This is a genomic window from Paraburkholderia graminis (assembly GCF_003330785.1).
Lineage (GTDB): Bacteria > Pseudomonadota > Gammaproteobacteria > Burkholderiales > Burkholderiaceae > Paraburkholderia > Paraburkholderia graminis.
This window is the reverse complement of the sequence record NZ_CP024934.1, coordinates 1,278,053-1,301,023: the sequence shown is the minus strand read 5'-3', so window position 1 is coordinate 1,301,023 and position 22,971 is coordinate 1,278,053. Positions and strand designations below refer to the sequence as shown.

Genomic DNA, 22,971 nt, shown 5'->3' with positions numbered 1-22,971 from the left:
GGACCTGCATGAAGACGCGCGCCGATGAATACGTCCTAGCGATCTACTTCGCCGAACACGATGTCCTGCGTGCCGATGATCGTCACGGCGTCGGCGATCATGTGGCCGCGCGCCATTTCGTCGAGCGCGGACAGATGCGCATAGCCCGGCGCACGAATCTTGAGGCGATACGGCTTGTTCGCGCCGTCGGAAATCAGGTAGATGCCGAATTCGCCCTTCGGATGTTCGACGGCGGCGTACGACTCGCCTTCCGGCACGTGGAAGCCTTCGGTGAACAGCTTGAAGTGGTGAATCAGTTCTTCCATGTTCGACTTCATGCCCACGCGCGACGGCGGCGCAACCTTGTGATTGTCGATCATCACCGGGCCCGGATTCTTGCGCAGCCACTCAATGCACTGTTTCACGATGCGCGTGGATTGACGCATTTCTTCGACACGAACCAGATAGCGGTCGTAGCAGTCGCCATTCACGCCCACCGGAATGTCGAAGTCCAGCTTTTCGTACACTTCGTACGGCTGCTTCTTGCGCAGATCCCACTCGATGCCCGAGCCGCGCAGCATTGCGCCGGACATGCCCATTTGCAGCGCACGCTCCGGGCTGACCACGCCGATGCCGACCAGACGCTGCTTCCAGATCCGGTTGTCGGTGAGCAGCGTTTCGTATTCGTCGACGCACTTCGGGAAACGCGTGAAAAAGTCGTCGATAAAGTCGAGCAACGAGCCCTGACGGTTCTCGTTCATTCTCGACAATGCCTTCGCATTGCGAATCTTCGACGCCTTGTATTGCGGCATTGCGTCAGGCAGATCGCGATAAACGCCGCCGGGGCGGTAATACGCCGCATGCATGCGCGCGCCGGACACCGCTTCGTACACGTCCATCAGATCTTCGCGCTCGCGGAACGCGTACAGGAACACGGCCATTGCGCCGACGTCGAGCGCGTGCGCGCCGATCCACATCAGGTGGTTCAGCACGCGCGTGACTTCGTCGAACATCACGCGGATGTATTGGGCGCGCACCGGCACGTCGATGCCGAGCAGCTTTTCGATCGCCATCACGTAGCCGTGCTCGTTGACCATCATCGACACGTAGTCGAGACGGTCCATGTACGGCACCGACTGAATGAACGTTTTCGTTTCGGCGAGCTTTTCAGTCGCGCGATGCAGCAGGCCAATGTGCGGATCGGCGCGCTGGATGACTTCGCCGTCGAGTTCCAGCACGAGGCGCAGCACGCCGTGCGCTGCCGGGTGCTGAGGGCCGAAGTTGAGCGTGTAGTTCTTAATCTCTGCCATGGCGTTCTCTTAGTGTTTCAGACCGCCATAGCGATCTTCGCGGATCACGCGCGGCGTGATTTCCCGCGGCTCGATCGTCACAGGCTGATAGACGACGCGCTTCTCTTCCGGGTCGTAACGCATTTCGACGTAGCCGGAGACGGGGAAATCTTTACGGAACGGGTGACCAATGAAACCGTAGTCGGTCAGAATGCGGCGCAGATCCGGATGGCCTTCGAAGACGATGCCGTAAAGGTCGAACGCCTCGCGCTCGTACCAGTTCGCCGAATTCCAGATATCGACGACGGACGGCAGAATGGGCATGTCGTCATTCGGCGCGAACACGCGAAGCCGCAGACGCCAGTTATTCTGCACCGACAACAAATGCAGAACGGCCGCGAAACGCGGACCGTCGTAAGCGCCGTCGGCATAGGTTTGATAGTCGACGCCGCACAGGTCCATCATCTGCTCGAAACCGAGCGAGCGGTCGTCGCGCAGACGCGTTGCCACGTTGAGGTAGTCGCTCGCTTTCACGACGATCGTCAACTCACCGATTGCCTCGGTAGTGCTCAACAGGAGGCCGCCAAAGGCCGCCTCGAGGTTCGCTTTCAGGGTCTCGAGTTTGCTTGCCATATTGTGGGGAGAGGCGTTGCCTTATTGACGGGCGATTGTGTTGGTGCGGCGAATCTTGGCCTGCAACTGGATCACGCCGTAGACCAGCGCTTCCGCTGTCGGCGGGCAACCCGGCACGTAGACGTCGACCGGCACGATGCGATCACAACCGCGCACTACCGAATACGAGTAGTGGTAATAGCCGCCGCCGTTCGCGCACGAACCCATCGAAATCACCCAGCGCGGCTCGGCCATCTGGTCGTACACCTTGCGCAGAGCCGGCGCCATTTTGTTGCACAGCGTGCCGGCGACGATCATCACGTCCGACTGACGCGGACTCGGACGAAACACCACGCCGAAACGGTCGAGGTCATAACGGGCCGCGCCCGCATGCATCATCTCGACCGCGCAGCACGCCAGACCGAACGTCATCGGCCACAGCGAACCGGTGCGCGTCCAGTTGATCAGTTTGTCAGCCGTCGTGGTGACAAACCCTTCCTTCAAGACCCCTTCGATACTCATTTGCTTTCCACTCCAGACGGGGCGGCAAGCCTTGGCCACCCACGCAAACCGGCGATTAAACCATCATTCCCAGTCGAGGCCGCCCTTCTTCCAGATATAGGCGAAGCCCAGCAGGAATTCGAGCAGGAAAATCATCATCGCCATGAAGCCAGGCCAGCCGATGTCGCGCAGGGCGACGCCCCACGGGAACAGGAACGCGGTTTCAAGATCGAAAATGATGAAGAGAATGGCGACGAGGTAATAGCGCACGTCGAACTTCATGCGCGCATCTTCGAATGCTTCGAAGCCGCACTCGTACGGTGCGTTTTTCTCGGTATCGGGCTTGTTGGGACCGAGGATCTTGCCGATACTGACCAGTGCTACGCCTAAACCGGTGCCCACAACGAGGAACATCAAGACGGGGAAATAGGCTGCGAGGTTCAAGACTATCCTCAATCGGTTGGTTCTGAATGCCGTCAGGAGCATAGCACCCCTGACGCGAAATCACTTCTGAGACGTACACGCCGCAGACCAACGCAAACCGCGCGCCAGAAGTGAAAATGCCAGCCGAAGCGAAGCAAGCGGCTGGCATTAGATAACATTTGGTGCCGACGGCGAGACTCGAACTCGCACAGCTTTCGCCACTACCCCCTCAAGATAGCGTGTCTACCAATTTCACCACGTCGGCACTGTATGCAATCCGGGAAAACAACTTATAAAACCCGCGAATCGCTTCAAGACTTAGATTCTAACCGGTTCAAACAGTTTGTTCAACGCACAAAAGCACTTTCTACGAAAAATTTTATTTCGGTACGTCGGTGGCCGGAACCGATGCAGCCGACGCCGCGAGCGCAGCCGAACCGCCTGCCGGAGCGGACCCAGCCGGTGCCGCCGAAGCCGCCACGGGCGCGGTAACCGCGGCGCCCAGCACGCCGGCTGAAGGCTTGGCCCGATAAGCGCCGAGGTACGTGAGCGTGAGCGTGGTGACGAAAAACACCGCGGCGAGCACTGCGGTTGTACGCGACAGGAAGTTTGCCGAGCCGGTCGCGCCGAACAGGCTGCCCGATGCCCCGCTACCAAAAGCCGCGCCCATATCGGCGCCTTTGCCGTGCTGCAGCAAAACGAGGCCGATGACCCCGAGTGCCGACAACAGCTGAACGACGATAATCAAAGTTTTCAAATACAGCATTGCACTCACCTGAGTCTTTTATTTAGCCGAGACCCGCGGACTGCGGGCCCGGAATGGGTCATTCCGAGAGGCGCCCTGCTCAACCAGCGGCTGTCGTAGCAGCCGCCGCCTTGCAGATCGCCAGAAAATCCTGGTCCTTCAGCGACGCGCCGCCGATCAGGCCGCCGTCGATGTCCTGCTGACGGAATAATTCTTCCGCGTTGTCCGGCTTCACGCTGCCGCCGTACAGCAACGGCACGCCCGCAATTTCGGCGCCCTTCGCGGCGAGACGCCCGCGCAGGAACGCGTGCACCGCTTGCGCCTGGCCGGCCGTCGCGCTCTTGCCGGTGCCGATCGCCCAGACCGGCTCGTATGCGACAACGATACGCGCCGCTTCCTGCACCGACAATTTGGCCAGCACTTCGTCCAGCTGCGCGCCGACCACCTGCTCTGTCGCCCCGGCCTCGCGCTCGTCGAGCGTTTCGCCGACGCAGACGATCGGCGTCAAACCGGCTTCGAGCGCACGCTGCGTCTTCACTGCGACAAGGTCAGCGCTTTCGCGGTGATACGCGCGGCGCTCCGAGTGCCCGACGATGGCAAACGTCGCGGCAAAATCCGTCACCATTTGCGCCGAGACTTCGCCGGTGTACGCGCCTTGCGTGAACGCGGAAACGTCCTGCACGCCCCACATCACCCGGCTGCCATCGAGCAACGACTGCGCTTGCGCGAGATACGGCGTCGGCACGCACACACCTACGCGCACATCAGCCGGCAGTTCACCCGCGCCTTTCGCTACGGCCTGCAGCAGCGCCGCGTTTTCGGCGAGGCGCCCATGCATCTTCCAGTTACCGACTACCAGTTTGGCTCGTTGTGTCGACATCGTCTCGTCTTGTCTTGGCGGCGGGCCGTATTGCGCTAGTCGTTCGCGCTTACAGTCCGCCTATCGGATTCATGCGGCGCGCGCAAAACGCGCAATTTTACTTCGTGGGGGAGATCGGGTCAAACAAACCGGCGCGCACCGACTCCCGCCGACGGCCGCGCATCAGGCGTCGTCGCCCCAGGTCAGCACGATCTTGCCGACGTGCGTGCTGCTCTCCATCAGCGCGTGGGCGTCGGCGGCCTGCGCGGCCGGAAACACGCGATGCACGACAGGCTTGATCCGCCCGCCCTCGAGATGGGGCCACACCTGCTCCTTGAGCTGTGCGGCGATTTTCGCCTTGAATTCGATTGGCCGCGGACGAAGCGTCGAACCGGTCACGGTCAAACGGCGGCGCAGCACCTCGTTCAGATTCAGTTCCGCCTTGGCGCCGCCCAAAAGCGCAATCAGCACGATGCGTCCGCCGTCCGCCAGCGCGGTCAACTCGCGCGACACATAGCTGCCCGCCACCATGTCGAGGACCACGTCGACGCCGCGGTCGTTGGTCAACGACTTGATGACTTCGACGAAATCTTCCGTCTTGTAGTTGATCGCCCGCTCGGCGCCCAGCGCTTCGCACGCGCGGCACTTGTCGTCCGAGCCGGCGGTCGCGAACACACGAAAGCCCAGCGCATGCGCGATCTGGATCGCGGTCACGCCGATGCCGCTCGAGCCGCCCTGCACCAGCAAGGTTTCGTTCGGCCCGCCCTCGCCCTTGCCGAGCTGCGCGCGATCGAATACGTTGCTCCAGACCGTGAAGAAGGTTTCCGGCAGCGACGCCGCCTCGACATCCGACAAACCGCCCGGCACCGGCAAGCATTGCAATAGGGGCGCGACGGCATACTCGGCATAGCCGCCGCCCGCCAGCAGCGCGCACACGCGATCGCCGATTTTCAGACCGAACGGATTATTCTTCCCGTCGATGTCGCCGCCGACGATTTCCCCCGCCACTTCCAGCCCGGGCAAGTCCGACGCGCCCGGAGGCGGCGCATACGCGCCCTTGCGCTGAAACACGTCGGGACGGTTGATGCCGGAAGCCGCCACCTTGATCAGCACCTCGCCCGCTTTCGGCTGCGGCGTGGGCCGCTCCGCGAGCTTGAGAACTTCCGGCGCTCCGAATTCCGTGATTTCGATCGCTTTCATCTGCGTCAACTCCAAGATTGGATTGCGTTGCCTACTGCGTTCGTCCGCGCTTGCCGGGACCTCATTCGCATTGTCGCCGGATCGCGGCAATCACGTGCGACACGCGCGAAAAGCGCGATTTTTTTCGCGAGGCCGCGCGATGCAAGCAGCGTACCCCTTGCACGCTTCAGCATCCATTTGCAACGCAATCCACCCTGTCCACCATGAAAAACGGCCGGCGCGCATTCGCGCTGCCGGCCGTTGTCCCGCTACCGCTTTACTGCGGCGTCGGTTCGCCTTGCGGCGCGCTCGACGCGCCGTCGTTCAGCAACGCCTTCGCCGACAAACGCACACGACCCTTCTCGTCCGTCTGGATGACCTTGACCTTCACTTGCTGGCCGTCCTTCAGGTAGTCGTTGATGTCCTTGATGCGCTCGTTCGCGATCTCGGAGATATGCAACAGACCGTCCTTGCCCGGCAGAATGTTCACAATCGCGCCGAAATCCAGCAGCTTCAGCACCGTGCCTTCGTACACCTGGCCCACTTCGACTTCGAGCGTGATGTTCTCGATACGCTTCTTCGCTTCGGCCATGCCTTCGCTGCTGGTGCTGGCGATGGTCACGACGCCGTCGTCGGAAATATCGATCGTCGTGCCGGTTTCTTCCGTCAGCGCGCGGATCACCGAACCGCCCTTGCCGATCACGTCGCGGATCTTTTCCGGATTGATCTTGATGGTGATCATGCGCGGCGCGAACTCGGACAGTTGCGTGTTAGCACCCGACACGGCCGACGTCATCTTGCCGAGAATATGCATGCGGCCTTCCTTCGCTTGCGCGAGAGCGACCTGCATGATTTCCTTCGTGATGCCCTGGATCTTGATGTCCATCTGCAGCGCGGTCACGCCTTGTTCCGTGCCCGCCACCTTGAAGTCCATGTCGCCGAGGTGATCTTCGTCGCCGAGAATGTCGGTCAGCACGGCAAACTTGTTGCCTTCGAGAATCAGGCCCATCGCGATGCCGGCGACGTGCGCCTTCATCGGCACGCCGGCGTCCATCAGCGCGAGGCAGCCGCCGCACACTGAAGCCATTGACGACGAACCGTTCGATTCCGTGATTTCCGACACGACGCGAATCGAGTAGCCGAATTCGTCGGCGCTCGGCAGGCAGGCGGCCAGCGCGCGCTTGGCGAGACGGCCGTGACCGATTTCACGGCGCTTCGGCGAACCGACGCGGCCCGTTTCGCCGGTCGCGAACGGCGGCATGTTGTAGTGGAGCATGAAGCGCTCGCGGTACTCGCCTTCGAGTGCATCGATGTTCTGCTCGTCGCCCTTCGTGCCGAGCGTGGCCACCACCAGCGCCTGCGTTTCGCCGCGCGTGAACAGCGCCGAACCGTGGGTACGCGGCAGCACGCCGGTACGGATTTCGATCGGGCGCACGGTGCGCGTGTCGCGGCCGTCGATACGCGGTTCGCCGTTCAGGATCTGCGTACGGACGATCTTCGCTTCGATGTCGAACAGCACATTGCCGACCGTTGCCTTGTCGGCCGCCACGGTGCCGCTTGCCGCGGCTTCTTCTTCCAGCTTCGCCGAAACCGCTGCGTAGACTTCCTTCAGCTTGCTCGAACGTGCCTGCTTGTCGCGAATCTGGTAAGCCGCGAGCAGTTCGGCTTGCGCCAGTTCCGTCACGCGTGCGATCAGCGGCTCGTTCTTCGCGGCCGGCTGCCAATCCCATTCCGGCTTGCCGCCTTCACGGACCAGATCGTGGATCGCGTCGATCGCGATCTGCATTTGCTCGTGGCCGAACACCACACCGCCGAGCATCACCTCTTCGCTCAGTTGCTGCGCTTCGGATTCCACCATCAGCACCGCGCGTTCCGTACCGGCGACGATCAGGTCGAGCGCCGATTCCTTCATTTGCGGACGCGTCGGGTTCAGCACGTATTCGTTGTTGATGTAAGCCACGCGCGCTGCGCCGACCGGGCCGTTAAACGGCAGACCGGACACGGCGAGTGCCGCCGACGCGCCGATCAGCGCGGGAATGTCAGCGGGAACGTCCGGATTCAGCGACAGGACGTGAATCACGACCTGCACTTCGTTGTAGAAGCCTTCCGGGAACAGCGGACGCAGCGGACGGTCGATCAGGCGCGAGATCAGCGTTTCGCCTTCCGACGGACGGCCTTCGCGGCGGAAGAAACCGCCCGGAATCTTGCCGGCGGCGTAAGTCTTCTCGAGATAGTCGACGGTCAGCGGGAAGAAGTCCTGGCCCGGCTTGGCGGTCCTGGCGCCGACCACGGTCGCCAGGATAACGGTGTCTTCGACGTCGACGATCACCGCGCCGCTCGCCTGGCGAGCGATTTCGCCGGTTTCCAGGCGAACGTTATGTTGTCCCCACTTAAATTCTTTGACGATCTTGCTGAACATAGTCATTGCTTTTCCTCATCGTAATGCCGCGCGGACCAGAAGCGGCGCGGCAACGCCAGAACCGGCGCCGCATGGGAAGAGGTGTGTTATGCCATTCCAGAGAGCCACGCGCCGCGCCGCCTGCATGGCGAACGCGCGCGAACCGCTGGAATGACACAAAGCTCCGCCCTGAAGCCCGGCCATGTTTCTATTTCTGCTTCTTCTGCTTGCTCTACTGCTGCTTTTCTACTGCATTTATGCTGCTTATTGCTGCATTTACCGCTTCCTGCCCCGCCGCGCGAACCAGCACGCCGCCGAGGAATTCAGGCAGTGCGCGTCACACGAAGCGCACCGTGCAAAAACAAAATGCCTGCATCAGCGGAACTGACACAGGCATCTTGCTGAACGACTGGCCGATTACTTACGCAGACCCAGCTTCTCGATCAGTGCGCGGTAACGATCCGCGTCCTTACCCTTCAGGTAGTCGAGCAGCTTGCGACGGCGGCTCACCATGCGCAGCAGACCGCGGCGGCTGTGGTGATCTTTCGCGTGTGCCTTGAAGTGAACGGTCAGTTCGTTGATGCGGGTCGTGAGCAGCGCGACCTGAACTTCGGGGGAGCCGGTGTCGTTAGCTGCGCGTGCGAATTGCGCGACGACTTCGGACTTCTTGCTTGTATCAACTGCGGACATGTCGATTTCCTTGAGAACTAGACAGGCGGTCACGGAAGAAAGGCCGTGCCGTGGGTTACCCGTGCAACCAGCGCCGCAAAGCGCTCTTTTGGAGAGCTTGCCGACATCCAGCACCGCAACGGGACGCGTATTGTAGCACAGTGCGATCCCGCCGCGAATCCCGCGGCGCCGGGCTCAGTGGCGGTTCCAGACGGCCTGGCGACGACGCAGCGCAGCGGCCGATCTGGCCACTCACGGCCTTTTCATCTTGCAGACGGTCGGCGGCACCGTGCGTTCCGCCGGCAACGCGAGCACCGTGCGAAACCCGAAACCCGAGCCTTCGTTATCGAAATGCACGCCGCGCGTGCCGGCTTTATCCATCTCCATCACGTAAAGGGGCTGGATCAGTTGATGATCGTCCGCCCTCATCCACGACGCGTGAAAGCCGTTGTCGAAGCGGATGCCTTCGAGCGCCCGCGCAACCGCCGTGGGATCGGCGCTCTGCGCGCGGTTCATCGCGGCGGCGAGCGTTTCGATCATCAGCGGCATGCGCAATACCGGGTAGTCGTCCTGTGCGGCCGGGAAACGCGCGCGGAACGCTTCGTACCACGCATCAGAGGCCGCGCCGCCCGCGTTCGGATGCCAGTCGGCCACGGCGATCACGCGTCCCACGCCCGCCTCGCCGAGCGCCGCCGGCGCGCCGAGACTGTTGCCGTAGAACGTGTAGAACTTCGCATCGAAACCTTGTTCGCGCGCCGCCTTCACGAGCAGCGTCAGGTCGTTGCCCCAGTTGCCGGTGATCACCGCGTCCGCGCCGCTCGCGCGCATTTTCGCGACGTACGGCGCGAAGTCCTTGACGCGGCCAATCGGATGGAATTCGTCGCCGACCACGGCGATGTCCGGGCGCTTCGCTCGCAGCGCGGAACGCGCGAGGCTGCTGACGTCATGGCCGAAGCTGTAGTCCTGGTTCAGCAGATACACCTTCTTCACGGCCATGTCGCGCTGGATCACGTCGGCGAGCGCGTCCATGCGCATGCCCGCGTGCGCGTCGAAGCGGAAGTGCCAGAAACTGCAGTTGGCGTTGGTCAGCGCGGGGTCGTCGGCGGAATAATTGAGGAACAGTTCGCGGTTGCCCGGCTCGCGGCTGTTCTGCTTGTCGATCGCGCCGATGAGCGCCGCCGCCACCGCCGAGCTGTTGCCCTGCAGGATGTAGCCGATGTGACGATCCGCCGCCGCGCGCAGTTGCGTGAGTGCCTCTTCGGTGCCGCCCTTGCTGTCGAGCACGACGAGTTCCAACGGATGCGCGCCGTCGGCGAGCTTCACGCCGCCGCGCGCGTTGACCTGCTCGACGCCAAAGCGCAGATTGCGCTCCACGGCCGCGCCGGCGTTCGCGAACGGACCGGACATGCCCTCGATCAACGCGAGCTGGATCGGCGCGCCGGCGGGCCTGGGCGCCGTTTCGGCCGCGACGGCGCAGGTTGCCGACATCGCCGAGATCGCCGCCATTGCCACCGACATTGCCACCGATACCGCCGCCGTCTTGCTGTGCCAGTTCGCCATCGTCCGCGTCCGTCTGATTCGTCAAAGCGCGGATCATAGGGCGCGCGCGATGGAATAAGCAAGCCGTGCGAGCCGTTATCGTGCAAGCCGGCCAACCAGCGCGCGGGCGGGCACATGTTCCCGGCGCCGCGTGTCAAAATGTTCTGTATCGACAAGAAAAACCGCCACTCAAGCCATTGGAGGAAGTCATGTTCAACCGCCATCACCGCAAGGCGGCCTCGACCGGGGCGCCCGCTGACGCGCGCGGGCGCGTGCGCCGCACGGCGCTCGTGTGCCTGAGCGTGCTCGCGCTCGCCGGCTGCGCGCAGCCCTGGCAGCAATATCAGGCCGGCGCGGATGAATCGACGATCGTCGCGCGCCTCGGCCCGCCGCGCGAAAGCTACGACCTGCCGAACGGCGGCAAGCGGCTGATGTGGCCCACGCAGCCGATGGGCGAAACCACCACCGCGGCCGACATCGACGCGTCCGGCAAGATCGTCAATGTGCGCCAGGTTTTGCAGCCGAACGAGTTCTACCGCGCCGAAGTCGGCAAATGGACGAGGGGCGAGGTGCTGGTGAATTTCGGCCGCCCGGTCGAAACGTCCTACTTCCCGTTGATGAAGCGCGAGGTCTGGACCTATCGCTATCTCGAGGACAACTACTGGTACATGATGTTCAGCTTCTATTTCGACGACCAGGGTGTGCTGCGTCTCACGCAGAAAACGCCCGATCCGCTGCACGATCCAGATCGCCGGAACCTGTTCTAGCCCGCGCTGTCATTCACTACGCACGAATCTCCAAAAGCCGCTCACCCAAGCGGCTTTTTTTTATTTATTTCGCATCACGACGAATTTTATTTCACACACAGACGATTTATTTTTTGATAGAAAGGCTTTTGTAAGCATTGAACCGGTGCTGGTCGATCTGCCCAACGACGAGCGCGACCACACGGCACGGCCGTGATTCCTGCACCGGACGATGCGCCCCTTTTTGGAGCCGCTATCGATGAATCGTCCTAAACGTCTTCTCGTCGCCAACGTCGCGTGGGCACACGACACCGCCGAGCGCAACCCCGAGTTCTTCCGTGAACTGGCGCGCGGTCAGAATCCGCATGTGCTGTGGATCGGCTGCTCGGACAGCCGCGTGCCCGCCGAAACCATCACGCATTGCGAGCCGGGCGACCTGTTCGTCCATCGCAATATCGCCAACCTCTTCAATCCCGACGACGACAACTCCGCGAGCGTTCTCGAATACGCGGTGCGCGTGCTGAAGGTCGCTCACGTGATCGTCTGCGGACATTACGGCTGCGGCGGCGTGCGTGCGTCGCTCTTGCCGCCGGACCCGAGCCTGCCGCATGTGAATCGCCGCATCGCGCCGCTCTGCTCGCTCGCGAGGACCCATCACGACGAACTGGACGCGCGCGCAAGCGAACGTGAGCGCGTCGACCGCCTGGCCGAACTGAACGTGCTCGAACAGGTGCGCCAGCTTCGCGCGAATCCGATCGTGCGCGACGCGGAGCAGGCGCCGCTTGTACACGGCTGGATCTTCGCGCTCGAAGACGGACGCCTCAAGGTGCTCACGTCGGGCTACGAGGCCGACGACGCGATGACCTGCGAGACAGCCGCCCACAGCGCGGCGTAGCGCGCAGCGCGCAGCGCGCAGCGCAAGCGTGGCACGCGTCCGTGCCGCCGCCGCGCGCATGCCTATCCGGTTCAGCCTTCGCCTCTTACCAGGCCTCACCTATTTCTGCACCGACACCATGAATCTTCGAGCTTATTTTTCGACATTTCAGCGCGACATGCTTGCGGGCATCGTCGTTTTTCTGGTGGCTCTACCGCTATGCCTCGGCATTGCGAACGCGTCGGGCGTCGAGCCGTTTGCCGGGCTCGTCTCTGGCATCGTCGGCGGGCTGGTCGTCGCGGTTCTGAGCGGCTCGCGCCTGAGCGTGAGCGGACCGGCGGCGGGTCTTGTCGTGATCGTCGTCGACGGAATCGCGCAGCTCGGCAGCTTTTCCGCGTTCCTCGCGGCCGTGCTGTTGTCCGGCGCGATCCAGTTCGGCTTCGGCGTGCTCAAGGCGGGGCGCTTTGCCGCGTATGTGCCGTCGCCGGTCATCAAGGGCATGCTTGCCGCGATCGGCATTCTGCTGATCGTCAAGCAGTTCCCGCTCGCGCTTGGGCTCGTCAACGGCCAAGCGCCGGGCGCCGCGCCAGCAGGCGGCACGATCATGGCGCCGTTCGGCGCGGTGTCGCTGGTCGCGTGCGTGATCACGCTGCTGTCGCTCGCGATCCTGATGGCCTGGGAAACACGGCCGATGCGCCGCTTCGCGCTGGTGCGCATCGTGCCCGCGCCGCTTGCGGTCGTCCTGCTCGGGATCGGCGCGACGTTGCTGCTGACGATGCTCGCGCCATCGCTCGCGCCGGCCGCCGAGCATCGCGTGGCGTTGCCGTCGCTCGAATCGTTCGCGGCGTTGAGCGTCGCGCTTGAGTGGGCCGATTTCGGGCCGCATTTCGCGCAGCTCGTCAATCCGGACGTGTGGCGCGTCGCGATCACGCTCGCCATCGTCGCCAGTCTCGAAACCTTGCTGAGCCTCGAGGCGGTCGAGCAGATCGACCCCGAACGCCGTCCCGCGCCGCCGGATCGCGAGCTCAAGGCACAAGGCGTGGGCAATCTGATTGCGGGTGCGATCGGCGGGCTGCCGATCACCGCAGTGATCGTGCGCAGTTCCGCGAACGTGCATGCCGGCGCGCAAAGCCGTCTGTCGGCGATCATTCACGGCGTACTGCTGCTGGTCAGCGTGTTTGCGTTGACGAGCGTCATCAACCTGATTCCGCTCGCCTGTCTCGCGGCCATTCTTATTTTCACGGGCGTGAAGCTCGCCAAGCCGTCGCTGTTCGTCGCGGTCGCGAAGCAAGGGTTCGCGCCCTTCGCACCGTTTATCGTCACGCTGGTCGGCGTGCTCGCGACCGACCTGCTGATCGGCATCGTGCTCGGCATTCTGTGCAGCGTGCTGCTCGCGCTGTATGCGAATCTGCGCCGCCCTATCGTGCTCGCGCAACACGGCGATCATTTTCTGCTGTCGTTTCGCAAGGACGTGTCGTTTCTCGGCAAAGTGCCGCTCAAACACTACCTGCAGCAGATTCCCGACGGCGCGACGCTGATCGTCGATGCGACGCGCGCGGATTTCGTCGATCACGACGTGCGTGAACTGCTCGACAGCTTCGTCGAGGATGCGCCGCGCCGCGGCATTTCGGTGGAAGTGCGGCATCAGGTGCGCACGCAGGCACGCGCGGCGCGCGGCTGGTCGATGCGGCGCCCGGCCACGGAGTAACGTGGGGAGACCGCGGCGTGCGAGCGGCATGCGCACGCCGCATCAAAAAAGCCCCGCGCCATTGAAGGCGCGGGGCTTCATCTTTCTATCTATCGACAAGCACTCTGTGCGAACTCACTCCGACCGCTGCGGATTCAGCTTGTCCGAGTTCGAATGCAGTTTGTTGAGCGCCGAGATATACGCCTTCGCCGACGCAGCCACGATGTCCGGATCGGTGCCGACGCCATTGACGATACGCCCGCTCTTCGAAAGCCGCACCGTCACTTCGCCCTGCGCCTGCGTGCCGGTGGTGATCGCGTTCACCGAGTAAAGCAGCAACTCCGAACCGCTGCCGACTTCGGTTTCGATTGCGTTGAGCGTGGCGTCCACGGGACCGTTGCCGCGCGCCTCGCCGGTGATCTCCTTGCCGTCCACCGCGAACACGATTTTCGCGTGCGGCTGCTCGCCGGTCTCCGAATGCTGCGACAGCGACACGAACTTGTAGTGCTCTTTCTGCTGCGCCTCAGCCGATTCCTCGGTGACGATCGCAATGATGTCCTCGTCGAAAATCTCCGACTTGCGGTCGGCGAGTTCCTTGAAACGTGCGAATGCCGTGTTGAGTTCAGATTCGCTGTCGAGCGCGATACCCAGTTCCTGCAGACGCTGCTTGAACGCATTGCGGCCCGACAATTTGCCGAGCACGATCTTGTTCGCACTCCAGCCCACGTCTTCCGCGCGCATGATTTCGTAGGTGTCGCGCGCCTTCAGCACGCCGTCCTGGTGGATGCCCGACGCGTGCGCGAACGCGTTTGCGCCGACCACGGCCTTGTTCGGCTGCACGACGAAACCGGTGATTTGCGACACCAGCTTGGAAGCCGGCACGATCTGCGTCGTATCGAGGCCGAGTTCGAGCCCGAAATAATCCTTGCGCGTTTTCACGGCCATCACGATTTCCTCGAGCGACGTATTGCCCGCCCGCTCGCCGAGACCATTGATCGTGCACTCGACCTGACGCGCGCCGCCGATCTGCACGCCCGCGAGCGAATTGGCAACCGCCATGCCGAGGTCGTTATGACAATGCACCGAGAACACCGCCTTGTGCGAGTTCGGAATGCGCTCGCGCAGCGTCTTGACGAGATTGCCGTACAGCTCCGGCACGCCGTAACCGACCGTATCGGCGATATTGATGGTGGTTGCGCCTTCCGCAATCACCGCTTCGAGCACGCGGCACAGGAAGTCCATGTCCGAGCGGCTGCCGTCTTCCGGCGAAAACTCCACGTCGTCCGTGAATTTGCGTGCGAAGCGCACGGCAAGCTTCGCTTGCTCGAACACCTGGTCGGGCGTCATGCGCAGCTTCTTTTCCATGTGCAACGGCGACGTCGCGATAAACGTGTGAATGCGGAAACGCTCGGCGGGCTTGAGCGCGTCGGCCGCGCGCTGGATGTCCTTGTCGTTCGCGCGGGCGAGCGAGCAGACGGTGCTCTCCTTGATCAACCCGGCGATGGTCTGGATCGAGTCGAAGTCGCCGTTCGAACTCGCCGCGAAGCCTGCCTCGATCACATCCACTTTCATCCGCTCGAGTTGCTTGGCGATGCGGATCTTTTCTTCTTTCGTCATCGATGCGCCAGGCGATTGTTCGCCGTCACGCAGCGTAGTGTCGAATATGATCAGTTTGTCGGACATGAGGAGTCTCCTGCGGAGTCGTTCGATTGTGGGAGTCGGATATTGGAATGGATGCGGTTGCCGTTAGCGCTCCGAGGCACTCAACCGCAGACCGCGAGCCGCGACTCTAGCGGTTGGCGCGTCGATACATGGCGCACGCGCGGTTAGCTGGCTTTATTCTGCGATTCAAACTGCGGCTTGCATTACGCTCGGCGCGCACTGCACTGCCATTCGCCGAACTACTGCCTGGCCTCGCGCCGTTGCTGCGGAAGAAAGCATCGCCGGCACAGTCATCCAACGACTATAGCGGCATTCCACCCGCCGTGCAATTCACGCCAGGCGCGGCTGGCAAGCGCCTCGCCGGTGTCCGCGGACAGCATCGCAATGGTGGCTTGCCAAAGAACAAACGGCGCCCCGAAGGACGCCGTTCTCTCATGCAGCACAAGCTTCGAGCGACAAGCGCGCGAGGCAGCGCGCTACCTGTCGTGCGCGACCGAACGAGCGGGATTGCCCCGGCCACGCAGCACCTGGTAACCCCAGAACACATACCCCGACAAACCGTACAGCACGAACAGGCCGAACAGCATCAGCGGCGGATCGGACGAAACCAGCACGAACGCGACCACCACGAGCAGAATCACGCCGAACGGCACGCGATGCCGCACGTCGAGCGCCTTGCCGCTATAGAACGGCGCGTTCGACACCATGGTCACGCCCGCGTAAATGGTCAGCACGAACGCGACCCACGGCAGCCAGACGAGTTTGAGCGGCACGCGGTTGTCGGTGGCGAGCCACACGAAGCCCGCGATCAGCGCCGCCGCCGCCGGGCTCGGCATGCCCTGGAAGAACCGCTTGTCGACCACGCCGATGTTCGTGTTGAAGCGCGCGAGGCGCAACGCCGCGCCCGAGCAATAGACGAACGCCGCGAGCCAGCCCCATCGGCCGAGGTCTTTCAGAATCCACTCATACATGACGAGCGCCGGCGCGACGCCGAACGACACCATGTCGGACAGACTGTCGAACTGCTCGCCGAATGCGCTTTGCGTATGCGTCATACGGGCGACGCGGCCGTCCATGCCGTCGAGCACCATGGCCACGAAGATCGCGATGGCCGCGATTTCGAAGCGCACGTTCATGGCCTGCACGACGGCGAAGAAACCGCAGAAGAGCGCGGCCGTGGTGAACGCGTTCGGCAGCAGATAAATGCCGCGCTTTCTCAGGAATTGCTGACGCTGCGCGCGCCGGCTGTCCACCGCCGGCGACTCCGCGACGATCGGCTTGTTGCGACGGAACGGACGCGGCAGCGGTCCACTGTTGCGCGGTCGGCGCGGTTTGAATGCGGCCATTCGGACAATCTCCTTTGTGCCGCTTTACAGGTCAGCGAGAATCGTGGACGACGCCGACACCTTCTCGCCGATCGACACACGCGGACGGCTGCCCACCGGCAAATAAACGTCGACACGCGAGCCGAAGCGGATAAAGCCATACCGTTGACCGCGCGTAAGCGGCTCGCCTGCACGGACGTAGCAAAGAATACGCCGCGCGATCAAACCGGCAATCTGCACGGACGTCACCGTTTGCCCGCCGGCCATTTCGATCACGATTGCATTGCGCTCGTTTTCGAGCGAGGCCTTGTCCACCGCGGCGTTCAGATACGCGCCGGGGAAATATTCGACCTTCGAGATCGCGCCGTCCACGGGCGAGCGCTGCGAATGCACGTTGAATACGTTCATGAACACGCTGATTTTCAGCGCTTCACGATTGGCATACGGATCGTGTGCGGTTTCCACTGCGACGATGCGGCCGTCCGCGGGACACAGCACGGCATTCGCCTGAGTCGGAATCGGGCGCGCCGGGTCGCGGAAGAACTGCACGACGAAGATCAGGATCAGCCAGAAGATCCAAGCAAAGCCGAACCCCGCGAAAGCGTGAACCAGTAAGGCAACAACGGCCGCGATGGCGATAAACGGCCAGCCTTCTCGCGCGATGATCGGATGTGGGTAATTCATGGATGGCTTCGATATTTTTGTAAAACCGTAGGATAGCAAAAGCCGCCCGGGGTTCAGCACCCTCGGGCGGCTTTTTGCATGACCGGCGCATGCGGCGGTGCGCCGCGCCGGTTTCAGGCGATAAAACGGACTTCTTAGTTCTTCGACTGGTCGACCAGCTTGTTCTTCGCGATCCACGGCATCATGGCGCGCAGCTTCGAGCCGACCTGCTCGATCTGGTGCTCGGCCGTCAGACGGCGGCGCGATTGCAGCGTCGGTGCGCCGGCCTTGTTCTCGATGATGAAGCTCTTTGCGTACTCGCCCGTCTGAATGTCGGTCAGCACGGCCTTCATCGCCTTCTTCGTTTCAGCCGTCACGATGCGCGGACCCGTCACGTACTCGCCGTATTCGGCGTTGTTCGAGATCGAGTAGTTCATGTTCGCGATGCCGCCTTCGTAGATCAGGTCGACGATCAGCTTCAGTTCGTGCAGGCATTCGAAGTACGCCATTTCCGGCGCGTAGCCCGCTTCCACCAGCGTTTCGAAGCCGGCCTTGATCAGGTCGACCGTACCGCCGCACAGCACGGCTTGTTCGCCGAACAGGTCGGTTTCCGTTTCTTCGCGGAAGTTCGTTTCGATGATGCCGGCACGGCCGCCGCCGTTCGCCGCCGCATACGACAGCGCGATGTCACGTGCTGCGCCCGACTTGTCCTGCGCAACCGCGATCAGGTGGGGCACGCCGCCGCCTTGCGAGTAGGTGCCGCGAACCGTGTGGCCCGGCGCCTTCGGCGCGATCATGATGACGTCGAGGTCGGCGCGCGGAATCACCTGGCCGTAGTGCACGTTAAAGCCGTGCGCGAATGCCAGCGCTGCGCCTTGCTTGGCGTTTGCGTGCACTTCCTTTGCGTAGACTTCTGCGATCTGCTCGTCGGGCAGCAGCATCATGACGACGTCCGCGCCCTTCACGGCTTCCGCCACTTCCTTCACTTGCAGGCCGGCATTCTCAGCCTTGCTCCACGATGCGCCGCCCTTGCGCAGACCGACCGTGATGTTCACGCCGCTTTCCTTCAGATTCAGCGCGTGCGCATGGCCTTGCGAGCCATAGCCGATGATGGTGACCTGCTTGCCCTTGATGAGGGAGAGATCGGCGTCCTTGTCGTAGAAAACTTTCATGTCGGTTCCTTGGCTAAATTCGATGATTCGAGAGATTCAGATACTGCGAATGTTGTGCTGCAAGGCCGGATAGTGATGAGCGCCACCGGCCAGGATCGGACGCTGCGCGTTACACCTTCAGAATGCGCTCGCCGCGGCCGATGCCCGAACTGCCCGTGCGGACCGTTTCGAGAATTGCCGTGGAGTCGAGTCCTTCGATGAAGGCGTCGAGCTTGTCGCTCGCGCCCGTCAGTTCGATCGTGTAGGTCTTTTCGGTGACGTCGATGATGCGGCCGCGGAAAATATCCGACATCCGCTTCATCTCTTCACGTTCCTTGCCGACCGCCCTCACCTTGATCAGCATCAGCTCGCGCTCGATGTGGGCGCCCTCGGTAAGGTCGACCACTTTCACCACCTCGATCAGGCGGTTCAGATGCTTCGTGATCTGTTCGATCACGTCGTCCGAGCCAATGGAGACGATGGTCATGCGCGACAGCGAACGGTCTTCGGTCGGAGCCACCGTCAAGGTTTCGATGTTGTAGCCGCGTGCCGAGAAGAGACCGACGACGCGCGACAACGCGCCCGGTTCGTTTTCGAGCAGGACGGAAATAATGTGTCTCATGATTCGCTTCTTCCAGATGTTTTGTCGATGTCTGCGAACAGTCCGGCGCCGCTTCGTCCGACTGCGTCTTTTTTGAAGACGTTCGTGACGAAGCCGGCGCTACAAACCGTCGTTATAGATCTTCCGAACCCATGAGCATCTCGGTGATGCCCTTGCCGGCCTGGACCATCGGCCAGACGTTTTCGGTGGGATCGGTCTGGAAGTCGAGAAACACGGTGCGATCTTTCAGGCGCAGCGCTTCCTTGAGCGCCGGCTCGACGTCGGCCGTGCGTTCGATACGCATGCCCACGTGACCGTACGCTTCGGCGAGCTTCACGAAATCGGGCAGCGCATCCATGTACGAATGCGAATAGCGCTTGCTGTATTCGATCTGCTGCCACTGGCGCACCATGCCCAGATAGCGGTTATTCAGCGAGATGATCTTCACGGGCGTCGCGTACTGCTTGCAGGTGGACAGCTCCTGAATGCACATCTGAATGGAGCCTTCGCCCGTGATGCACAGCACGTCGTCGTCCGGGTGCGCCATCTTCACGCCCATCGCCGCCGGCAGGCCGAAGCCCATCGTGCCCAGGCCGCCCGAGTTGATCCAGCGGCGCGGCTTGTTGAAGCGATAGAACTGGGCCGCCCACATCTGATGCTGGCCGACGTCGGAGCAGACGAACGCGTTGCCGTCGGTCAACTCCCACGCCTTTTCCACCACGTACTGCGGCTTGATGATGTCGCTCTTGCGGTCGAACTTCAGGCAGTCTTTCGCGCGCCAGGCTTCGATGTCCTTCCACCAGTCGGCGAGCGCCGCGGTGTCCGGGCCATGCTCGGCCGTTTGCAACTGCTCGATCAGTTCCTTCAACACTTCCTTCACGTCGCCGACGATAGGAATGTCGACCTTGACGCGCTTGGAAATGGAAGAAGGATCGATGTCGATATGGATGATCTTGCGCGGACGCGACGCGAAGTGCGCCGGGTCGCCGATCACACGGTCGTCGAAGCGCGCGCCGATGGCGATCAGCACGTCGCAGTGCTGCATGGCCATGTTGGCTTCGTACGTGCCGTGCATGCCGAGCATGCCGAGGAATTTCTTGTCGCTCGCGCGGTAGCCGCCCAGACCCATCAGCGTGTTGGTGACCGGATAGCCGAGCAGATCGGCGAACTGGTTCAACTCACGCGATGCGTCCGCGAGAATGATGCCGCCGCCAGTGTAGATGTACGGGCGCTTCGCCGACAGCAGCAGCGACACGGCCTTGCGAATCTGACCGGAGTGGCCCTTCGTGACCGGGTTGTACGAGCGCAGCGACACGCTCTTGAGCGGCTCGTACTGGCAAGGCGCTTTCGACACGTCTTTCGGAATGTCGATCAGCACCGGGCCGGGACGGCCGGTACGGGCAATATAGAAAGCTTTCTTGACGGTGGCGGCGAGGTCGCGCACGTCCTTCACGAGGAAGTTGTGCTTCACGCAAGGACGCGTGATGCCGACCGTATCGCACTCCTGGAACGCATCCTGGCCGATCGCGGCAGTCGGCACCTGGCCGCTGATCACGACCATCGGGATCGAATCCATATAGGCGGTGGCGATGCCGGTCACCGCATTGGTGACGCCGGGGCCGGAGGTCACGAGGCACACACCGACCTTGCCGGTGGAACGCGCATACGCGTCGGCGGCGTGAACCGCGGCCTGTTCGTGGCGCACGAGGATGTGCTCGAACTTGTCCTGCTTGTACAGCTCGTCGTAAATGTAGAGTACCGAGCCGCCGGGATAGCCCCAAACAAATTCGACGTCTTCGTCGGCCAGTGCCTTCATGAGCACGGTGGCGCCGATAGAGTCAGCTTCGTGTTGTGGAGTGGTATCCGACGTGGAGAATTCCGCGCTGGGCATATTCATTTGATTCACCTTTCGAATTTTCGGCAAAAAATTGATCGGGTGCTCTCTGCCGGGCTTGTGGCTCGGGTTCAAGCGGCGCGTCCAGTTGACAGGTGAGCTTCTTGGGCCACACCTCAATGAGACAAGTCACTTATATTGCGAACCAGCGACGATAGCGGCAGACGTCCGCGCGGTCAAGCAAATATTGCCCCAACGCCCGCCGGGACGCCCTTTAATGACCGACGCGCCGCCTCGCGACGACAGCGGCGGTCCCACGTTTCGCCCCTGCTCGCGCAAAAATTTGTTAGCATCCGCGGGTTTTACGACATTTTTCGACCGATTACGCGCACGCTCGCTGCGCCGACCCCCAAACGGATGGCATCAGACAAGGAACTCGCCGACTTTCTGGCGGGCGTCGAAAGGCGCGCATTCAAGCAGACGGTCTACGCCGTGCGGGACGACGACGCCTCGCTGGATATCGTGCAGGACGCGATGATCAAGCTCGCCGAAAAATACGGCGACCGTCCCGCGGCCGAGCTTCCGCTGCTGTTTCAGCGTATTCTGCAGAATGCGATGCACGACTATTTCCGTCGTGCGAAAGTGCGCAATACGTGGGTGAGCCTGTTTTCGTCGTTCGGTAATGCCGACGACGACGAATTCGATCCGCTCGAAACCTTCGAGGCGCAGCAAGGCTCGGCCGGCGCCGAGAGCAACGAGCAGAAACTCGAGCGCGAACAGGTCTTGCAAATGATCGACGACGAGATCCAAAAGTTGCCGGCACGTCAACGGGAGGCGTTTCTCATGCGTTATTGGGAAGATATGGATGTCGCCGAGACTGCCGCCGCCATGGGCTGCTCCGAAGGCAGTGTGAAGACGCACTGCTCGCGGGCCACCCACACGCTGGCGCAAGCGCTCAAGGCCAAAGGAATCACGCTATGAGCTCCCTCGAAACAAAAGAACTTGAGTTCGCCCGCCAGGTGCGCCGCGCGCTCGACGAAAACGCGGCCGGCATTCCGTCCGCCGCCGTCGACCGGCTGGCCGCCGCCCGCCGTGCCGCGCTTGCCCGCAAGAAGCCCGAAACCGCCGCCGCGCCGGTGTTCGTCCCGTCGTTCGCGGGCGTGCCGTCCGGTCTGCCGGATGAACAACGCCCAGAGCGCCGCCGTTCGCCGCTGCGCCGCTTCGCGCTGGCGTGGCCGCTCGCCGCGCTGGTCGTGAGCCTCGTCGGCATTGCCTACTGGGAAGACCAGCAACGCACGGCCGAACTCGCCGATATCGATGCCGCCATGTTAAGCGACGACCTGCCGCTCAATGCCTATCTCGACCACGGCTTCAACGCGTATCTTTCGCGCGCCCACTGAGCGGGAGATCGTTCGGGTGAGCTACAAGCGCGGTCTGGCCGTTGTTTTCGGATGTGCGATAGCGGCGCTCGTGTCGTTTGCCGCCACGTATCCGCGCTTCTACCCGAGCCCCTCGCCCGCCGGCGCGCCCGTTGCGAACAGCAACGGCGCGGCGCCCGCGCCCGCACCCACGCTCGGCGTCGAATTGCCGAGCCTGCCCGGCAGTAAAAGCCCGATGGCCTGGTCGCGCCTGAGCGCGGCCGAGCATATCGCGCTCGCGCCGTTCGAGGCGCAGTGGGATTCGTTCAGCGACGAGCGCAAGCGCAAGTGGCTGAAAATCGCGTCGCGTTACTCGAAGCTGTCGCCCGAAGCACAAAAACGCCTGCACGACCGGATGACCGAATGGGTCCGCATGACGCCCGATCAGCGGCGCGTTGCGCGCGAGAACTATCAGGTCTCGAAGCAGTTGCCGCGCGAAGCGCGTCAGAACGCGTGGAAGGCGTATCAGGAACTGCCCGAGGAACAGAAGCAGCGGCTCGCCGCAAGCGAGCATAAGCGGCGTCCGAGTGTGGTGAGCGCGCCGCCGTCGGGCCGCAGCGAGATCAAAGGCCTCGACCGGCTGGTGAATGCACGTGAGCGCGCCGCGAGCGGCACGCCGTCGGCCAGCGCGGCCGCTGCGGCCGCGTCGTTGCCGAGCCCGGCGTCGCTGCCGGGCATTCCGGCGGCCGGCAGCTTCGTGCCGGCCACGCCGCTGCCGGTTTCGCCGGCGGAAGCGCCGTCCATCTTCAACGGTTCGTAAGCGGCGCTGCCCGTGTCCGAGTCGCGCGCCACTTCCGCCACCGTCAATCCCGACTCG

The 22,971-nt window shown here is 62.7% G+C and carries 23 protein-coding genes and 1 tRNA gene; 7 read left to right on the top strand and 17 right to left on the bottom strand.

Going from position 1 to position 22,971, the window contains the following annotated elements:
* Positions 1-35: 35 nt before the first annotated feature.
* From CUJ91_RS05905 to CUJ91_RS05850, 11 genes are all read right to left on the bottom strand, one after another.
* Positions 36-1,289, bottom strand: a complete 1,254-nt coding sequence (locus CUJ91_RS05905) for an NADH-quinone oxidoreductase subunit D (RefSeq protein WP_006052901.1) — start codon at positions 1,287-1,289, stop codon at positions 36-38.
* A gap of 9 nt (positions 1,290-1,298) precedes the next feature.
* A complete protein-coding gene (locus CUJ91_RS05900) occupies positions 1,299-1,901 on the bottom strand; it encodes an NADH-quinone oxidoreductase subunit C (protein WP_006052902.1) in 603 nt (200 codons plus the stop codon).
* Between the two features lie 21 nt (positions 1,902-1,922).
* Positions 1,923-2,402, bottom strand: a complete 480-nt coding sequence (locus CUJ91_RS05895; protein WP_006052903.1) for a NuoB/complex I 20 kDa subunit family protein — start codon at positions 2,400-2,402, stop codon at positions 1,923-1,925.
* Positions 2,403-2,465: 63 nt separating this feature from the next.
* Positions 2,466-2,825: an NADH-quinone oxidoreductase subunit A gene (locus CUJ91_RS05890; RefSeq protein ID WP_029969798.1), complete on the bottom strand. Its 360-nt coding sequence runs from the start codon at positions 2,823-2,825 to the stop codon at positions 2,466-2,468.
* A gap of 159 nt (positions 2,826-2,984) precedes the next feature.
* Positions 2,985-3,069: transfer RNA gene (locus CUJ91_RS05885), tRNA-Leu, on the bottom strand.
* Between the two features lie 114 nt (positions 3,070-3,183).
* Positions 3,184-3,570: a preprotein translocase subunit SecG gene (secG, locus tag CUJ91_RS05880; protein WP_006052905.1), complete on the bottom strand. Its 387-nt coding sequence runs from the start codon at positions 3,568-3,570 to the stop codon at positions 3,184-3,186.
* A 79-nt stretch (positions 3,571-3,649) separates the two neighbouring features.
* Complete coding sequence (tpiA, locus tag CUJ91_RS05875; RefSeq protein WP_114156024.1) at positions 3,650-4,429, bottom strand: triose-phosphate isomerase; 780 nt, start codon at positions 4,427-4,429, stop codon at positions 3,650-3,652.
* A gap of 162 nt (positions 4,430-4,591) precedes the next feature.
* Complete coding sequence (locus tag CUJ91_RS05870; protein ID WP_053857815.1) at positions 4,592-5,608, bottom strand: NAD(P)H-quinone oxidoreductase; 1,017 nt, start codon at positions 5,606-5,608, stop codon at positions 4,592-4,594.
* 256 nt (positions 5,609-5,864) lie between these two features.
* Positions 5,865-8,012, bottom strand: coding sequence for a polyribonucleotide nucleotidyltransferase (pnp, locus tag CUJ91_RS05865; protein ID WP_208716159.1), 2,148 nt, complete (start codon positions 8,010-8,012; stop codon positions 5,865-5,867).
* A 390-nt stretch (positions 8,013-8,402) separates the two neighbouring features.
* The gene (gene rpsO, locus CUJ91_RS05855) at positions 8,403-8,675 is read right to left on the bottom strand and encodes a 30S ribosomal protein S15 (protein ID WP_006048211.1); all 273 of its coding nucleotides are present in this window, start codon (positions 8,673-8,675) and stop codon (positions 8,403-8,405) included.
* Between the two features lie 231 nt (positions 8,676-8,906).
* Entirely contained in the window at positions 8,907-10,160 is a 1,254-nt protein-coding gene (locus tag CUJ91_RS05850) for a branched-chain amino acid ABC transporter substrate-binding protein (protein WP_374710151.1), read from the bottom strand.
* Here CUJ91_RS05850 and CUJ91_RS34720 point away from each other — a divergent pair.
* The 4 genes from CUJ91_RS34720 to CUJ91_RS05835 all read left to right on the top strand — a co-directional run bounded on the left by CUJ91_RS34720 (position 10,060) and on the right by CUJ91_RS05835 (position 13,521).
* Positions 10,060-10,272: a hypothetical protein gene (locus tag CUJ91_RS34720; protein WP_232292251.1), complete on the top strand. Its 213-nt coding sequence runs from the start codon at positions 10,060-10,062 to the stop codon at positions 10,270-10,272. The two genes, CUJ91_RS05850 and CUJ91_RS34720, sit on opposite strands and share 101 nt — an antisense overlap.
* A 130-nt stretch (positions 10,273-10,402) precedes the next feature.
* Positions 10,403-10,960, top strand: coding sequence for a hypothetical protein (locus CUJ91_RS05845; RefSeq protein WP_114156022.1), 558 nt, complete (start codon positions 10,403-10,405; stop codon positions 10,958-10,960).
* Between the two features lie 238 nt (positions 10,961-11,198).
* Complete coding sequence (locus CUJ91_RS05840) at positions 11,199-11,834, top strand: carbonic anhydrase (protein WP_006048214.1); 636 nt, start codon at positions 11,199-11,201, stop codon at positions 11,832-11,834.
* Between the two features lie 118 nt (positions 11,835-11,952).
* The gene (locus tag CUJ91_RS05835) at positions 11,953-13,521 is read left to right on the top strand and encodes a SulP family inorganic anion transporter (protein WP_053857813.1); all 1,569 of its coding nucleotides are present in this window, start codon (positions 11,953-11,955) and stop codon (positions 13,519-13,521) included.
* A 114-nt stretch (positions 13,522-13,635) separates the two neighbouring features.
* Here CUJ91_RS05835 and CUJ91_RS05830 read toward each other — a convergent pair whose 3' ends face one another.
* The 6 genes from CUJ91_RS05830 to CUJ91_RS05805 form a co-directional block, all read right to left on the bottom strand.
* Positions 13,636-15,183 (bottom strand): 2-isopropylmalate synthase, encoded by a 1,548-nt coding sequence (locus CUJ91_RS05830; protein WP_107710140.1) that lies wholly within the window; start codon positions 15,181-15,183, stop codon positions 13,636-13,638.
* A 455-nt stretch (positions 15,184-15,638) separates the two neighbouring features.
* Positions 15,639-16,508, bottom strand: a complete 870-nt coding sequence (gene pssA / locus CUJ91_RS05825; RefSeq protein ID WP_006048217.1) for a CDP-diacylglycerol--serine O-phosphatidyltransferase — start codon at positions 16,506-16,508, stop codon at positions 15,639-15,641.
* 24 nt (positions 16,509-16,532) lie between these two features.
* Complete coding sequence (locus CUJ91_RS05820; RefSeq protein ID WP_006048218.1) at positions 16,533-17,171, bottom strand: phosphatidylserine decarboxylase; 639 nt, start codon at positions 17,169-17,171, stop codon at positions 16,533-16,535.
* Between the two features lie 134 nt (positions 17,172-17,305).
* Positions 17,306-18,322: a ketol-acid reductoisomerase gene (gene ilvC / locus CUJ91_RS05815; protein WP_006048219.1), complete on the bottom strand. Its 1,017-nt coding sequence runs from the start codon at positions 18,320-18,322 to the stop codon at positions 17,306-17,308.
* Positions 18,323-18,431: 109 nt separating this feature from the next.
* Positions 18,432-18,923 carry an acetolactate synthase small subunit gene (gene ilvN, locus CUJ91_RS05810; RefSeq protein WP_025602412.1) on the bottom strand — a complete coding sequence of 164 codons (492 nt, stop codon included), beginning with the start codon at positions 18,921-18,923 and terminating at the stop codon, positions 18,432-18,434.
* Between the two features lie 112 nt (positions 18,924-19,035).
* Positions 19,036-20,799: an acetolactate synthase 3 catalytic subunit gene (locus CUJ91_RS05805; protein WP_006048221.1), complete on the bottom strand. Its 1,764-nt coding sequence runs from the start codon at positions 20,797-20,799 to the stop codon at positions 19,036-19,038.
* A gap of 354 nt (positions 20,800-21,153) precedes the next feature.
* Here CUJ91_RS05805 and CUJ91_RS05800 point away from each other — a divergent pair, with 354 nt between their 5' ends.
* The 3 genes from CUJ91_RS05800 to CUJ91_RS05790 are packed head-to-tail and all read left to right on the top strand — an operon-like array spanning position 21,154 to position 22,914.
* Entirely contained in the window at positions 21,154-21,717 is a 564-nt protein-coding gene (locus CUJ91_RS05800; protein WP_006048222.1) for an RNA polymerase sigma factor, read from the top strand.
* A complete protein-coding gene (locus tag CUJ91_RS05795) occupies positions 21,714-22,136 on the top strand; it encodes a DUF3619 family protein (protein WP_006048223.1) in 423 nt (140 codons plus the stop codon). The genes CUJ91_RS05800 and CUJ91_RS05795 overlap by 4 nt, the downstream gene beginning before the upstream one ends.
* Before the next feature lie 16 nt (positions 22,137-22,152).
* Positions 22,153-22,914: a DUF3106 domain-containing protein gene (locus CUJ91_RS05790; protein WP_006048224.1), complete on the top strand. Its 762-nt coding sequence runs from the start codon at positions 22,153-22,155 to the stop codon at positions 22,912-22,914.
* The last annotated feature ends 57 nt before the right edge of the window (positions 22,915-22,971 follow it).